This is a genomic window from Sphingomonas sp. GC_Shp_3 (assembly GCF_026540945.1).
GTDB lineage: Bacteria > Pseudomonadota > Alphaproteobacteria > Sphingomonadales > Sphingomonadaceae > Sphingomonas.
The window spans coordinates 292,968-306,533 of record NZ_JALNUT010000001.1; the positions used below are offsets into that span (position 1 = coordinate 292,968).

A 13,566-nucleotide genomic window follows, 5' to 3' on the forward strand; every position below is an offset into this window, starting at 1 on the left:
ACCGCCCACCGCAGTTTTCGCGTTTGATACGAGACAGGTTAGCGTGTTTCGCTTATAAGTCGCGAATGGTTCCAAGTGTCGTCAAAATCGCTTTGCTGGCCGCCGGTGCATCCGGCGCGCTGGCGGTTGCCGGGAGTGCGCAGGAGCAGCTCGGCTGGGGTCGCGCCACACAGGCGCTGACGCAGCAGCAATATCCGGCCCAGAGCGCGGCATTATCAGCGGCGATCGCGCAGTGGAAGTCGCTCCAGCAGACCAGCGGTTATCCGTTCGAAACCTACGCCAATTTCCTCATCGCGCATCCTGGCTGGCCCGCCGAGATGGCGCTGCGGCGCGCCGCTGAACGCACGCTTGACGGCACGACGCCGGTCTCGCCAAGCACCACGGTGGCGTTCTTCCGCCGCTTTCCGCCGCTGACCGCCGCCGGCAAGGTGCGGTTCGCGCAGAGCCTTGCCGCTGCCGGCTACCGTGACGAGGCCAACGTTGCGGCGCGCAATGCCTGGGTGTCGGGCAACTTGTCCGTGAACGACGAGGCGGCGATCATTTCCGGCTTCTCGGGTGCGCTGACGCCGGCGGATCACGATGCGCGTATGGATGCGCTCTTGTGGCAGGGCGCGACGTCGGCGGCGCAGCGCCAGCTTGCGCTGACCAGCTATACGCGTCGCCCGGTGTTCACGGCGCGGCTGGCGTTTCGTACCAACGCGGCCGATGCGCCGTCGCAGGCGATCGCAACGCAAGCCTATGGCGCGGCCGATCCCGGCTGGCTGGCGGATCGCGCGACGTGGTTGCGTAACAACGGCGGCTTCGGCGCGCGCGAGTTGCTGGCGCGACGCCCGGCGCTGGCGACACGACCGGGCAATGTCGAGGAGTGGTACGAAGTGCTGCTCGCGAATGCCAAGGGCGCGGCGGCGGACGCGCAATATGCCACCGCCTACGATATCGCGCGGCAGGTGGATGACGCCTACCCGCTCGGCACCGATGTCAGCGCGCAGCCGTATGGCGAGCGCGACGATTATACCAGCCTCGTCTGGCTGGCCGGCTATACCGCGCTGAAGCAGCTTGGCCGCCCGGCGGATGCAGTGGCGCTGTTCGCCCGGTATGCCCATGCCTCGAAGACGCCGACCACGCAGTCCAAGGGTCTGTACTGGGCGGGTCGCGCTGCGGAGGCGGCGGGGCAGCGCGATGTCGCGACAAGCTATTACACGCAGGCTGCGGGCTCCCCCGATCTGTTTTACGGGCAGCTTGCCACCGAGCGGCTGGGCCGCGCGCTGACCGCACCCGGTGCACCGGTGATGCGTCCGGTCGATGCGAGCGCGCGCGATGCTTTCTACGGCCGCGAAGTGGTGCGCGCCGCGCAATATCTCGGCACCGCCGGCGACTGGGAGGATCAGAGCGCGTTCGTCCGCCAGATTGCGATCGACGCGAAGAGCGACAGCGATCACGTCCTCGCCACCGAATTGTCGCGCACGCTGTGCCGCCCCGATCTCGGCGTGATGGTCGGGCGCAGCGCGCTTCAGAACGGTCTCAGCGATTATTCGACAGTCGGTTTCCCGACCGTGCGCGTGCCGGCCAGCGCCAACGACAACTGGGTGATGATCCATGCCATCGCGCGGCAGGAAAGTCAGTTCGACCGCGCCGCGATCAGCCATGCCGGCGCGCGCGGGCTGATGCAGCTGATGCCGGGCACCGCGCGCGAAACCGCGACGAAGCTCGGCCTCGGCTACAATGCCGGCAGCCTGACCACCGACACCGATTACAACATCATGGTGGGGTCGAGCTATTTCGCGCGAATCTTCAATCTGTATGGCAGCTACCCGTTGGCGGTCGCCGCGTACAATGCCGGGCCGGGCAACGTGAACAAGTGGTTGCGCGCCAATGGCGACCCACGCACCGGCAGCGTCGACATCGTAGACTGGATCGAGGCGATCCCGATCTACGAGACCAAGAACTACGTTCAGCGCGTGCTGGAAAATGCGGTAGTGTACGATCTAATGAACCCGCAACACGCGCGCTCGACCGGCGCGAACCGGATCAGCTGGTATCTTGGCAAGGGCCGGCCGGGCTGAGCCTCCGCACGCGCGATGACCGACCGCCCCAATTACATCACGCCGTCAGGGTACGCGGTGCTGCGCGCCGAGTATGACGCGCTGTTGGGGGACGAGCGGCCCAAGCTGGTTGACGTGATCTCCTGGGCGGCGGGCAATGGCGACCGGTCTGAGAATGGCGATTACATCTATGGCCGCAAGCGGCTGCGCGAGATCGACCGACGGTTGGGCTTCCTCGCGCGGCGGATGAAGGCGGCGAAGATCGTCGATCCCTCGGCACAGGCCGATCGCAGCCGGGTGTGGTTCGGCGCGACCGTCACCATTGCCGATGAAGATGATAACGAGCGCGACCTGACGCTGGTCGGCGACGATGAAACCGATGCCGGTGCCGGCAAGATCGGCTGGAACGCACCGCTCGCACGCGCCTTGCGGGGGAGCACGGTGGGCGATCTGCGCCGAGTGACGTTGCCGGCAGGCGAGCGAGAGTATGAAGTGATCGCAATTGACTATCCCGAGGCGCGCGCCTGACGCGTCAGTCCGCGGCGGCCCACCTTTCGCAGCATCTGGTAATAGCCTAGTGCGCCGCTCGGTGCATCGCGTTCGCAGCCGATCCGTTCACCGAGCGCCTCCGCACACCACGCCGGACACTTCTCCGATGATCGGCAGCATCACCCGCAGCCGCTCATCCACGCCGACCATGTGGTCGCAGCGCGCCACGACCAGCAGCCACAGTCCGCGACGTCGTCAGCGGTCGCGCGTATGCGGGATGTTCCAGCGCGTCGCGCGGCTGCCCGCGTGCTTACTAGCCGGCCCGTGCTGCTTGGCACATCGTCGCTGCCTCGTTTCCCTGACCCGCATCGACGCTAGACGGCGGTCCCGAACCTTGCGGAAAAACGAAGCTGTTCAACCGTGCTTCACGCTGACGGCACGGAAGCAACGAGCAACCCGTGGTGCTTCTTGCCCGCAGCGATCCGCACTGGCGCGGCGCCGACCGTCACGATCAGCGTCTCATCGGTCACCTTGTCGTCACCGACGCGTGCGCCGCCGCCCTTGATGAGCCGCTTGGCCTCGCCCTTCGATGCGACCAGGCCGAGGGCGACGAGCGCATCGAGAATGGCGATGCTGCCGCCTTCGACCGTAAACGTCGGCAGCGCGTCGCCGGCGGTGCCTTCCTCAAAGGTGCGGCGCGCGGTTTCGCCAGCCTCGGCGGCGGCGGCTTCGCCACGGCACAGCGCGGTGGCGGCGTCGGCGAGGATCTTCTTGGCGTCGTTGATCTCGGCGCCTTGCAGCGCTTCGAGCCGGGCGATCTCGTCGAGCGGCAGGTCGGTGAACAGCCGCAGGAAACGGCCGACATCGGCGTCCTGCGTGTTGCGCCAGAACTGCCAGTAATCATACGCCGGCAGCGCATCCTCGTTGAGCCACACCGCGCCCGACATCGTCTTGCCCATCTTGGCGCCGTCCGCGGTGGTGATGAGCGGGGTGGTCAGGCCGTACACCGTCTCGCCGGCGACGCGGCGGGTGAGTTCGATACCGTTAACGATATTACCCCACTGGTCCGATCCGCCCATCTGCAACCGCACACCCGAACGGCGCGACAGTTCGAGAAAGTCATAACCTTGCAAAATCATATAGTTGAATTCGAGGAAGCTCAGCGACTGCTCGCGGTCGAGCCGCAGCTTGACCGAATCGAAACTGAGCATCCGGTTGATCGAGAAATGCTGGCCGATCTCGCGCAGGAACGGGATATATTCGAGCTTGTCGAGCCAGTCGGCGTTATCGACCATCACCGCATCCGAAGGCCCGTCACCGAAGGTGAGGAAACGTTCGAACACGCGCTTGATCGAAGCGACGTTGCTGGTGATCGTATCGTCGGTAAGCAGCTTGCGCGCCTCGTCCTTGAACGAGGGATCGCCGATCTTGCCGGTGCCGCCGCCCATCAGCACGACCGGCTTGTGCCCGGCCTGCTGGAGCCGGCGCAGCATCATGATCTGGACGAGGCTGCCGACGTGGAGCGACGGCGCGGTCGGGTCGAAACCGATATAGCCGGGCACGATCTGCTTCGCCGCAAGCGCGTCGAGGCCGTGCGCGTCGGTCACCTGGTGGATATAGCCGCGCGCGGACAGCAGGCGGAGCAGATCGGAGCTGTAATCGGTCATGGTCTGCGCCGCTTACAGGGTCTCGCGGCTCCTGAGTAGGGGGGACGCGCGCACTTCTCGCCGCAGCAGCTTGCCGATTTCGTTATAGGGCAGCGTATCGAGCACCGCGATCCGTTCCGGCACGCGAGAGGAGCGCAGCCGCGTGCGGACATGCGCGCGGATCGCGTCGTCGGGCGGGGCGGCGTGGCCGGGGTGCAGCACCAGCGCCACGCCAATCGTCTCGCCCCATTCGGGCGACGGCAGGCCGACCGCGCAGGCGTCGGCGATGGCGGGATGGGCGAGCAAGGCATCTTCGATTTCGCCGGGCGAGATATTCTCGCCGCCGCGCACGATCACGTCGTCGGCGCGGCCTTCTAGGAACAGATAGCCATCGGCATCGCGCCAGCCGAGATCGCGCGTGGCGAACCAGCCGTCCGCATCGCGCGCATCGCGATCGTGGTACAGGCCCGACACCTGCGCGCCACGCGCGTAGACCTCGCCACGCTGGCCGGCGGGCAGGGGGGCGCCGGCAGCGTCGCGGATGGCGATGTCGATGCCGGGCAGCGGTCGCCCAGCCGATCGCAGGCGTGCGCGGATCGCCGGATCGGTTGCGGCATGAGCGGTGCGATGATCTTCGGGGCTGAGCGAGCAGATCGTCGCGCTGGTTTCGGTCAGGCCATAGGCGTTGGTGAAGCGCACGAGCGGGAAACGGGTAAGCGCACGGTCGAGCAGATCCGCCGGCATCCGCCCCGCGCCGTACGAGATCGCGGTGAGCGAGGCGAGTGGTGCGGTATCATCGATCCGGTCGAGGATACGCGCAAGCATGGTCGGCACGAGGAAGGCGTAGGTCGGCGCTTCGGCCACGGCGAGGGCCAGCCACGCCTCGGTGTCGAAGGCGGGGAGCAGGATCAGCCGCCGCCGCGCGTTGATCGCGGTAAGTAGCGCGACGATGTTGGCGACGTGATAGGGCGGCACGCTGACCAGCGAACCTTCGTGCGCGGCCGCCGGCAGCGGCGCGGCGGTGGCGGCGATATAGGCGAGCAGGTGCGCGTGGTGGAGCAATGCCGCCTTGGGCGCGCCGGTGGTACCGCTGGTGAAGATCTGCACCGCCACGCCGTCGCCGGTGTGGGTGTGCAACGGGGTGGCTTGCCGCGCGGCGGCCACGAAGGTGGTGCTACCGATTACGGTCGCGCCCGGCGGGGCGGTGTGGCCGTCGCCGACAATCAGGTACGCCGGCGCGATGCGGAAAACCAGCGCGCGCAGATCGGCGTCGCTTCGGCGGTAGTTGAGTGGGGCGTACGGCAATCCGGCGACCGCCGCGCCGAACAGCGCGATCACGCCCGCTGCGCCGTTGCCGTCGAGCAGCGCGACGTACTGCGCGCCGCTGTCGCGGAACAGCCTCGCCGCGCCACCTGCCGCCGCCCATAGCTCGGCATAGCTCCAGCGTTCGCCCTCGCAGACCAGCGCGGTGCGCTCGCCTGCCGCAGCGTCGGCGGCGTGGAGCAGGTCGGAGATGTTGGTCATGTCCGCGCGATCACGTCGGCCAGCGCGAGCAGCCGTTCGGCGGCGTCGACATGGAGCTGCTCGACCATCGCGCCGTCGATCCGCGCCACGCCCAACCCCTGCGTGCGCGCCTCCGCCCAGCCGGCGACGATGCGGCGGGCCTGGGCGATCTCCTCGGGCGCGGGGCCGAACATGCGGTTGGCGATATCGATCGAGTTGGGGTGAACCAAAGATTTGCCGTCGAAGCCGAGCTCCACGCCCTGCCGGCACGCCGCCTCGAACCCGGCGAGATCGTCGAGATCGAGATGCACGCCGTCGATCACCGCCAGGCCGTAGGCCCGCGCCGCCAGCACCATCAGCGACAGTGCGGTGAGCAGCGGCGTGCGGGAGGGCGTATGCCGCGCGCGCAGGTCCTTGGTAAGATCGTTGGTGCCGGCGACGAACCCGGCGAGCCGATCGGACGCGGCGGCGATCTCGCTCGCGCGTAGCACGCCAAGTGGGGTCTCGATCATGCACCAGATTGGGTGCGGGCAGGTGCTCGCGACGCTCGTGATGGTGGCAGGCGTCTCGACCTTGGGTAACAGCACGCCGTGGATCGGCAGCGCCGCCGCCAGCGCGAGATCGTCGGCATTGTCGGGCGCGCTTACCCGCAGGATCAGTTCGCGCGTGGCGTAGCCGCCGGCGCTTACCGCCTCGGCGATCGCCTCGCGGGCTTGCGCCTTGTTCTCCGGGGCCACCGCATCCTCCAGATCGAAGATGATCGCATCGCACGCCAGCGTCCTGGCTTTCTCCAGTGCGCGCGGCTTGTCGCCGGGGACGTAGAGCATCGAGCGGCGCGGGCGGATCGGCTGTGTCATCCCGCCCGATTGGCCCCGGTCGCCCCGCTTGGCAAGCTCAGCCGCGCAGCAGCGCCAGCACCGTGGCGGCGTGGTCGTGCCGCGCGATCAGCAGATCGGGCAGGTACACGTCGGTCTGATTGTAGACGAGCGGGCTGCCGTCGATGCGCGAGCAATGCAGGCCGTGCGCCGCCGCCACCGCCACCGGTGCGGCATTGTCCCATTCGTACTGGCCGCCGGAATGGAGGTAGATGTCCGCCTCGCCGCGCACTACCGCCATCGCCTTGGCGCCGGCGGACCCCATCGGCACCAGCTCCGCGCCGAGCCGTTCCGCCACCATCACCGCTTCCGGCGCGGGGCGGCTGCGGCTGACCACCATCCGCAACACGGGCGGGGCGGGCGGCACCGGTGCGGGGCGGTCGCTGTGCAACACGACGCCGAGCCCGGGCAGTGCGACCGCGCCGACGCTTGCCACGCCGTCGATCGCCAGCGCAACGTGCACCGCCCAGTCGGCGCGCGCCTCGCCATATTCGCGCGTGCCGTCGACCGGATCGATGATCCACACGCGCGATTGGCCGATGCGGCTGCCGTCGCACTGCATCTCTTCCGAAAGCAGCGCGTCGTCTGGCCGTGCGCTGCGGATCGCATGGACTAGGAACTGGTTGGCGGTGTGATCGCCCGCCACCCCCAGCGCCTTGCCGGTCAGCACGCCGCTCGCGCGAACTTCGAGCAGGATGCGCCCGGCGGTTTTGGCGAGATGCGCGGCGAGTTCGGCGTCGTTCACAGGTCGGGGCTCCAGATGCCGACGATCTGTTCGACGATCAGGTCGGCGGCCTGTTCGGCAGTCATTCGGGTAGTGTCGATGCGGATCTCGGGGTGTTCGGGTGGCTCGTACGGGCTGTCGATACCGGTGAAATTGCGCAACTCGCCGGCGCGCGCCTTTTTGTAGAGGCCCTTGACGTCGCGTGCCTCGGCTTCTGCGAGCGGGGTGTCGACATGCACCTCTATGAACTCGCCCGCCGGCAGCATCGCGCGCACCATGTCGCGTTCGGAGCGAAATGGTGAAATGAACGCGGTGATGACGATCAGCCCGGCATCGGTCATCAGCTTGGCGACCTCGCCCACGCGGCGGATATTCTCTACCCGGTCGGCATCGGTGAAGCCGAGATCCTTGTTGAGGCCATGCCGCACATTGTCGCCGTCGAGCAGGAAACTGTGCTTGCCAAGCGCGTACAGCTTCTTCTCGACGATATTGGCGATCGTCGATTTGCCCGATCCGGACAGGCCGGTCAGCCAGACGAGGCGCGGCTGCTGCCACTTCTGCTTGGCGTGCGCGGCGCGGCTGACGTCGACCGCCTGCCAGTGGATGTTGTCGGCGCGGCGCAGGCTGAAGTGGATCATCCCGCCCGCGACCGTGGCGTTGGTCATCTTGTCGATCAGGATGAAGCCGCCCAAATCGCGATTGGCCGCGTACGGCTCGAACGGGATCGGCCGGTCGGTGGTGAGGTTGGCCACGCCGATTGCGTTGAGATCGAGCGTCTTGGCGGCGAGTTGCTCCATGGTATTGACGTTGACCTGATATTTCGGCTGCTGCACCGTCGCGGAGACGGTCTGGCTGCCGATCTTGAGCCAATAGGCACGACCGGGCAGCAGCGGCGCCTCGTCCATCCACACGATCGTCGCCTCGAACTGGTCGGCGACCTGCGGCGGCGCATCGGCGGCGGCGATCACATCGCCGCGCGAGCAATCCACCTCGTCGGCGAGCGTCAGCGTCACCGACTGGCCCGCCACCGCTTCGTCAAGATCGTCATCGGCGGTGACGATGCGCTTGACGGTTGAGGTCTTGCCGGAGGGCAGCACGCGGATCGCATCCCCGGGCCGCACCCGCCCGCTCGCGATCAGCCCGGCGAACCCGCGGAAATCGAGGTTGGGGCGGTTGACCCATTGCACCGGCATGCGGAACGGCTTGGCGGCATCGACCGTCGCATCGACCGCGACGGTTTCGAGGTGCTCCATCAACGACGGCCCGGTGTACCACGGCGTGTTGGCGCTGGCGGCGGTGATGTTGTCGCCCTTGAAGCCCGAGATCGGCATCGCGACGAACGCATCGATGCCGATCGACTTGGCAAAGGCGGCGTAATCCGCGACGATCGCGTCGAACGTCGCCTGATCGTAGCCGACCAGATCCATCTTGTTCACCGCCAGCACGATGTTGCGGATGCCGATCAGGTGCGCGAGGTACGAATGCCGCCGCGTCTGGGTCAGCACGCCCTTGCGCGCGTCGATCAGGATCACCGCGAGGTCGGCGGTGGAGGCGCCGGTCACCATGTTGCGGGTATACTGCTCGTGGCCGGGCGTATCTGCGACGATGAACTTGCGCTTTTCGGTCGCGAAGAAGCGGTAGGCAACGTCGATGGTGATGCCCTGTTCGCGCTCGGCAGCGAGGCCATCGACCAGCAGCGCGAAGTCGATCTCGCCACCCTGCGTGCCGACACGCTTGCTGTCCGCCTCCAGCGTGGCGAGCTGGTCCTCGAAGATCATCTTGGCGTCGTACAGCAACCGCCCGATCAGCGTGGACTTGCCGTCATCGACCGAGCCGCAGGTGATGAACCGCAGCATCGTCTTATGCTGATGCACGTCGAGATACGCGTCGATGTCGGCGGCGATGAGGTCGTCGGTTCGGTAGATCGTTTCGGCGGGCGTCATCAGAAATACCCCTCCTGCTTCTTCTTCTCCATGCTGGCGTCGCCCCCATCCTTGTCGATCGCGCGGCCCTGGCGTTCGCTGGTGGTGGTGAGCAGCATCTCCTGGATCACCTCCGGTAGCGTCGTCGCCTCGCTCTCCACCGCGCCGGTGAGCGGATAGCAGCCGAGCGTGCGGAAGCGGATCGAGCGCATTACCGGCTCCTCACCCGGCGCGAGGCGGAAGCGGTCGTCGTCGACCATCAGCAGCATGCCGTCCCGCTCCACCGTCGGGCGCGGCGCGGAGAAATACAGCGGCACGATCTCGATGTCCTCGAGATGGATGTACTGCCAGATGTCGAGCTCGGTCCAGTTCGAGATCGGGAACACCCGCATGCTCTCGCCCTTGGCCTTGCGGACGTTGTAGAGGTGCCACAGTTCGGGGCGCTGCGCCTTCGGGTCCCAGCGGTGCGAGGCGGTGCGGAACGAGATGATGCGTTCCTTGGCGCGGCTCTTCTCCTCATCGCGCCGCGCGCCGCCGAACGCCGCATCGAAGCCGTACAGGTCGAGCGCCTGCTTCAACCCCTCGGTCTTCCACATGTCGGTGTGGAGCGGGCCGTGATCGAACGGGTTAATGCCCTGCGCCTTGGCCTCCGGGTTCTGATAGACCAGCAGCTCCATTCCCGCCTCGGCGGCGGCACGGTCGCGTAGGCGGTACATCTCCTGGAACTTCCAGGTGGTGTCGACATGAAGCAGCGGGAACGGCGGCGGCGCGGGGTAGAACGCCTTCTTCGCAAGGTGCAGCATCACCGCCGAATCCTTGCCGACGCTGTACAGCATCACCGGCTTCTCCGCCTCGGCGACGACTTCGCGCAGGATGTGGATGGCTTCCGATTCAAGCCGTTGCAGATGGGTGAGGGTGGTCACACGGGGTTCCGATTGCGCGAAGAGGATAGAGTACGCCTAAGTCGGTGTGCGGCGGATTTCGGCAAGCGAGCGTTTCTAGGGGCCGCCCAACCGCAGCTAGGTTGGAGCCACAAAATCATGGCCTCACGATATGCGATGATCGCTGGCGCGGCTATCGCATTGTATGCCCTCAGCGCGGACCGTACATGCGCGTCGACACTTCGCCTGTCCGCCGCGATCGAACGCGGCGCGGGCCGAGGGGAAGGATTTCTGCCATGTTTGCCATGTTCCGCCGGGTTGACCGGTACCTGCTGTTGCTGATCGCCACCGTCGTGCTTGCCGCTGTGCTGCCCGCGCGGGGCGATGCGGCGATCTGGGTCGATCGCGGCGTCAACGTCGCGGTGGCGGCGCTGTTCCTGTTCTACGGCGCGCGATTGAAGCCCGAGGCGATCTGGCGCGGGCTGTCGCATTGGCGGTTGCAGGCGCTGATCTTTGCCAGCACCTATCTGCTGTTCCCGCTTGTCGGCCTCGCCGTTACATTCGCCTTCCGCGGCATATTGTCGAGCGAGGTGCGCGCGGGGCTGCTGTTCCTGTGTCTGCTGCCCTCGACCGTACAGTCCTCGATCGCGTTCACGTCGATCGCGCGCGGTAACGTGGCGGGCGCGCTATGCGCCGCGTCGCTTTCGAACATGCTCGGCGTTATCATCACGCCGATCCTCGTGTCGCAGCTGTTGCCGGTGGCAAGCGGTGGCTTCTCGCTTGGCGCGCTGGAGGATATCGCCATGCAGATCCTGCTGCCCTTCGTCGTCGGGCAGGCGCTGCGCCCGTTGATCGGTGCGTGGCTGCTGCGTCACCCGCTGCTGACGATGGTGGTAGACCGGGGATCGGTGCTGGTGGTGGTGTACGCCGCGTTCAGTGCGGGCATGGTCGCTGGCATCTGGTATCAGCTTTCACCGTCGAGCATCGTTGCGGTGCTGGCTGTCGATCTTGCCATCCTCGCGTTCGTACTGGCCGCGACCACCGTCGTCAGCCGCCGCCTCGGCTTCTCGACACAGGACGAGATCGCCATCGTGTTCTGCGGCTCCAAGAAGAGCATGGCGGGCGGCATCCCGATGGCGGCGATCCTGTTCCCCGGCCACGCGGTCGGCCTGATCGTCCTGCCGCTGATGCTGTTTCATCAGGCGCAGTTGTTCGTCTGCGCGACGCTAGCCCGGCGTTATGGCGCGCGCGCGGACGCGGTTATGACGGGCAGCGATGAACCCGAGGGCCGCAGCGGCGTTGCACCGGCATGAACAGGAAGCCTGGCCGAAGACCCGCCCACCACCGCGCCAACGTGACACTGGCGCTTGGTCGATACGCGGGGCTGAGTGCAACGGTGAAAGTGACGAGCGGCGGGCTGATCTCGATCGCGGGGCTGGTGTCGACCGTGCTGCTTTCGACCGCTGTGCTGGTCCATGTCGCGGTCCGGACCGGCGCACAATCGCTTGATCCCTGAGGAGGAGGGTACATCGTCGAGCGACGATCCCGAACTGAATCCGGGTGTAGCGACCGATACGCCGCATCACCGCTCTCAAAGTCACGAGGCAAGTCGATGTTCTTGTTATTGATTTCCGCTGGAGCGACTGCTGCGCTCGCTGTGTCATCGGCATCGGAGGCGAACGATGTCATGCCAGGCACCTTTACGATCGAGCCTGCCGACGCCGCAACACCCGCGCAGAGCGAGCCCGCGTTTGTCGATGCGGTTCAAGCTGCGATCTTGCGCGCAGGCTTTACCCCGCTGCCGAAGCCCAGCCACAGCCGGTACGTCGCGACGGTCGTCGTGACCCACACCGTGCGTGGCGCGGTGACGTCCGGCACCAAGTCTCGACCCGCCTTCGGAGTGTCGAACTGGGGTACGGGGCTGGCAGTGGGTCTGCCGAAGAAAGACGATCAACTCCACGGATTGATCGTCACCGAACTCAAGGTCACGTTTCTCGTGCGCAGCGACAATCATCCGGTCTGGAGCGGCAGCGCGGTGACGGCGCAGGTCGACGGCACCCGCGCAGGAACGCCCGAAGCGGTCGCCGGAAAACTGGCGGATGCGCTGTTCGCGCAATTCCCGAGGCAGCTCCCCGCGCCGGTGTCGGTGCCCTGATACAGACTGAGCGACTAGGTCGGATTGCTGCACGCAATCGGCGCGTCCGTTCTGCCGGCTGCATGGTTTCGCCGCGCTCGGTCAGCGGGCGGCGGTCACCGAGTTCGAAGTCTAGTCACTGACGGCGTCGAACAGCGGCAGCGTATTGTCCTCAGCGGCCTCAAAATTCGAGACCGTCACGCCGACCAGCCGGATACCCTTGTCGGTCGGCAACACCGATCGCACCAGCGCAAGCGCGGCGGCATGGAGATCGTCGCGGCTGCGCACCGGGCGGGTGGCGCTGCGGCTGCGGGTGATCTGCTGGAAGTCGTTATATTTCACCTTCACCGTCACGGTACGGCCGAACGCCTGTGCGGCCTCGCACCATTCCCACACGTCGTCCGCCATCTCCAGCACACCCGCCTCGACCTCGGCAGGTTCGGTGCGGTCGCTGCGAAAGGTGGTTTCGGAGCCGGAGGATTTACGCACCCGGTCCGGGTTAACCGGACGGTGATCGATCCCACGCGCGATCGCGTGATACCAGTCCGCCGAACTGCCGAAATGGCGGGCGAGGAAGGCGTGCGATTTGGCGCGCAGGTCCGCCCCCGTTTCGATGCCGAGCGATGCCATTTTCCGCGCGGTGACCGGGCCGACGCCGTGGAAGCGTGACACCGGCAGCGTTTCGACCCACGCCGCGCCCATGTCCGGCGTCACCGCGAACTGGCCGTTAGGCTTGCGGTGGTCCGAGGCGAGCTTGGCGAGGAACTTGTTGTATGAAATGCCGGCGGAGGCGGTGAGGCCGGTGTCCTCCAGAATACGCGCGCGGATCGCCTTGGCGGTCGCCCATGCGGTCGGCAGGTTGCGCGGATTGGCGGTGACGTCGAGGTACGCCTCGTCCAGCGACAGCGGCTGGATGACGGGCGTGAACTCGGCGAAGATCGCGTGGATCTGCCGTGAAACCGATTTGTAGACGTCGAAGCGCGGCCGCACGAACACCAGATCTGGGCAACGCCTGAGCGCGGTCACCGAGGGCAGTGCGGATTTCACGCCGAACACCCGCGCCTCGTAACTCGCCGCTGCCACCACCCCGCGCGCCGAGGCGGAGCCGACCGCGACCGGCAGGCCGCGCAACGCTGGATTATCGCGCTGCTCTACGGACGCGAAAAACGCATCCATGTCGATGTGGATAATTTTGCGGACGGCGGCCGAGTCCATGCGGGCGGTATAGCGAGCCCCGAACGAAAAGGGAACGCTCGCAAGCGTTAGCGCGTCCCCGGCCCTCAGATGGGAACTCTATCGCGCGGGAACGCTACGGCCAGTTTACCTGCGTTCCGTACCTGAGCCCCGGCC

At 66.8% G+C, this 13,566-nt stretch carries 12 protein-coding genes; 5 read left to right on the forward strand and 7 right to left on the reverse strand.

Annotated elements, in window-relative coordinates; genetic code table 11:
• Positions 1 to 65: 65 nt before the first annotated feature.
• Both OXR00_RS01490 and greB read left to right on the forward strand, forming a co-directional pair.
• Positions 66 to 2,063, forward strand: a complete 1,998-nt coding sequence (locus OXR00_RS01490) for a lytic transglycosylase domain-containing protein (protein ID WP_267386256.1) — start codon at positions 66 to 68, stop codon at positions 2,061 to 2,063.
• A gap of 15 nt (positions 2,064 to 2,078) precedes the next feature.
• Positions 2,079 to 2,570 carry a transcription elongation factor GreB gene (gene greB, locus OXR00_RS01495; protein ID WP_267386257.1) on the forward strand — a complete coding sequence of 164 codons (492 nt, stop codon included), beginning with the start codon at positions 2,079 to 2,081 and terminating at the stop codon, positions 2,568 to 2,570.
• Positions 2,571 to 2,956: 386 nt separating this feature from the next.
• Here the strand turns inward: greB and tyrS are convergent, their stop codons facing one another.
• From tyrS to cysD, 6 genes are read right to left on the reverse strand one after another with little or no spacing between them, the layout of a single operon-like run.
• On the reverse strand, positions 2,957 to 4,198 hold the full coding sequence (gene tyrS / locus OXR00_RS01500) for a tyrosine--tRNA ligase (RefSeq protein ID WP_267386258.1): 1,242 nt from the start codon (positions 4,196 to 4,198) through the stop codon (positions 2,957 to 2,959).
• A gap of 12 nt (positions 4,199 to 4,210) precedes the next feature.
• Positions 4,211 to 5,701: an AMP-binding protein gene (locus OXR00_RS01505; protein ID WP_267386259.1), complete on the reverse strand. Its 1,491-nt coding sequence runs from the start codon at positions 5,699 to 5,701 to the stop codon at positions 4,211 to 4,213.
• Positions 5,698 to 6,537: a CoA ester lyase gene (locus tag OXR00_RS01510; protein WP_267386260.1), complete on the reverse strand. Its 840-nt coding sequence runs from the start codon at positions 6,535 to 6,537 to the stop codon at positions 5,698 to 5,700. The genes OXR00_RS01505 and OXR00_RS01510 overlap by 4 nt, the downstream gene beginning before the upstream one ends.
• A 37-nt stretch (positions 6,538 to 6,574) precedes the next feature.
• Positions 6,575 to 7,300 carry a 3'(2'),5'-bisphosphate nucleotidase CysQ gene (locus tag OXR00_RS01515; protein WP_267386261.1) on the reverse strand — a complete coding sequence of 242 codons (726 nt, stop codon included), beginning with the start codon at positions 7,298 to 7,300 and terminating at the stop codon, positions 6,575 to 6,577.
• Positions 7,297 to 9,222: a sulfate adenylyltransferase subunit CysN gene (gene cysN / locus OXR00_RS01520; protein ID WP_267386262.1), complete on the reverse strand. Its 1,926-nt coding sequence runs from the start codon at positions 9,220 to 9,222 to the stop codon at positions 7,297 to 7,299. Before cysN ends, OXR00_RS01515 begins: the two co-directional genes overlap by 4 nt.
• Positions 9,222 to 10,124, reverse strand: a complete 903-nt coding sequence (gene cysD, locus OXR00_RS01525; protein WP_267386263.1) for a sulfate adenylyltransferase subunit CysD — start codon at positions 10,122 to 10,124, stop codon at positions 9,222 to 9,224. The genes cysN and cysD overlap by 1 nt, the downstream gene beginning before the upstream one ends.
• Before the next feature lie 254 nt (positions 10,125 to 10,378).
• Here cysD and OXR00_RS01530 point away from each other — a divergent pair, with 254 nt between their 5' ends.
• The 3 genes from OXR00_RS01530 to OXR00_RS01540 all read left to right on the forward strand — a co-directional run bounded on the left by OXR00_RS01530 (position 10,379) and on the right by OXR00_RS01540 (position 12,237).
• Positions 10,379 to 11,395, forward strand: a complete 1,017-nt coding sequence (locus tag OXR00_RS01530; protein WP_267386265.1) for a bile acid:sodium symporter family protein — start codon at positions 10,379 to 10,381, stop codon at positions 11,393 to 11,395.
• A complete protein-coding gene (locus tag OXR00_RS01535; protein ID WP_267386267.1) occupies positions 11,392 to 11,598 on the forward strand; it encodes a hypothetical protein in 207 nt (68 codons plus the stop codon). Before OXR00_RS01530 ends, OXR00_RS01535 begins: the two co-directional genes overlap by 4 nt.
• Positions 11,599 to 11,769: 171 nt before the next feature.
• Positions 11,770 to 12,237 (forward strand): hypothetical protein, encoded by a 468-nt coding sequence (locus OXR00_RS01540; protein WP_267386269.1) that lies wholly within the window; start codon positions 11,770 to 11,772, stop codon positions 12,235 to 12,237.
• Positions 12,238 to 12,348: 111 nt separating this feature from the next.
• On the opposite strand, the gene dinB is transcribed toward OXR00_RS01540, so the two are convergent.
• The gene (gene dinB, locus OXR00_RS01545; RefSeq protein ID WP_267386270.1) at positions 12,349 to 13,431 is read right to left on the reverse strand and encodes a DNA polymerase IV; all 1,083 of its coding nucleotides are present in this window, start codon (positions 13,429 to 13,431) and stop codon (positions 12,349 to 12,351) included.
• Positions 13,432 to 13,566 lie beyond the last annotated feature (135 nt).

Bases quoted from the DNA above. Each gene is read 5' to 3' on its own strand.
- OXR00_RS01490 (WP_267386256.1), top strand. From the start codon at position 66: ATGGTTCCAAGTGTCGTCAAAATCGCTTTGCTGGCCGCCGGTGCATCC.
- greB (WP_267386257.1), top strand. From the start codon at position 2,079: ATGACCGACCGCCCCAATTACATCACGCCGTCAGGGTACGCGGTGCTG.
- tyrS (WP_267386258.1), bottom strand. From the start codon at position 4,198: ATGACCGATTACAGCTCCGATCTGCTCCGCCTGCTGTCCGCGCGCGGC.
- OXR00_RS01505 (WP_267386259.1), bottom strand. From the start codon at position 5,701: ATGACCAACATCTCCGACCTGCTCCACGCCGCCGACGCTGCGGCAGGC.
- OXR00_RS01510 (WP_267386260.1), bottom strand. From the start codon at position 6,537: ATGACACAGCCGATCCGCCCGCGCCGCTCGATGCTCTACGTCCCCGGC.
- cysN (WP_267386262.1), bottom strand. From the start codon at position 9,222: ATGACGCCCGCCGAAACGATCTACCGAACCGACGACCTCATCGCCGCC.
- OXR00_RS01530 (WP_267386265.1), top strand. From the start codon at position 10,379: ATGTTTGCCATGTTCCGCCGGGTTGACCGGTACCTGCTGTTGCTGATC.
- OXR00_RS01535 (WP_267386267.1), top strand. From the start codon at position 11,392: ATGAACAGGAAGCCTGGCCGAAGACCCGCCCACCACCGCGCCAACGTG.
- OXR00_RS01540 (WP_267386269.1), top strand. From the start codon at position 11,770: ATGCCAGGCACCTTTACGATCGAGCCTGCCGACGCCGCAACACCCGCG.
- dinB (WP_267386270.1), bottom strand. From the start codon at position 13,431: ATGGACTCGGCCGCCGTCCGCAAAATTATCCACATCGACATGGATGCG.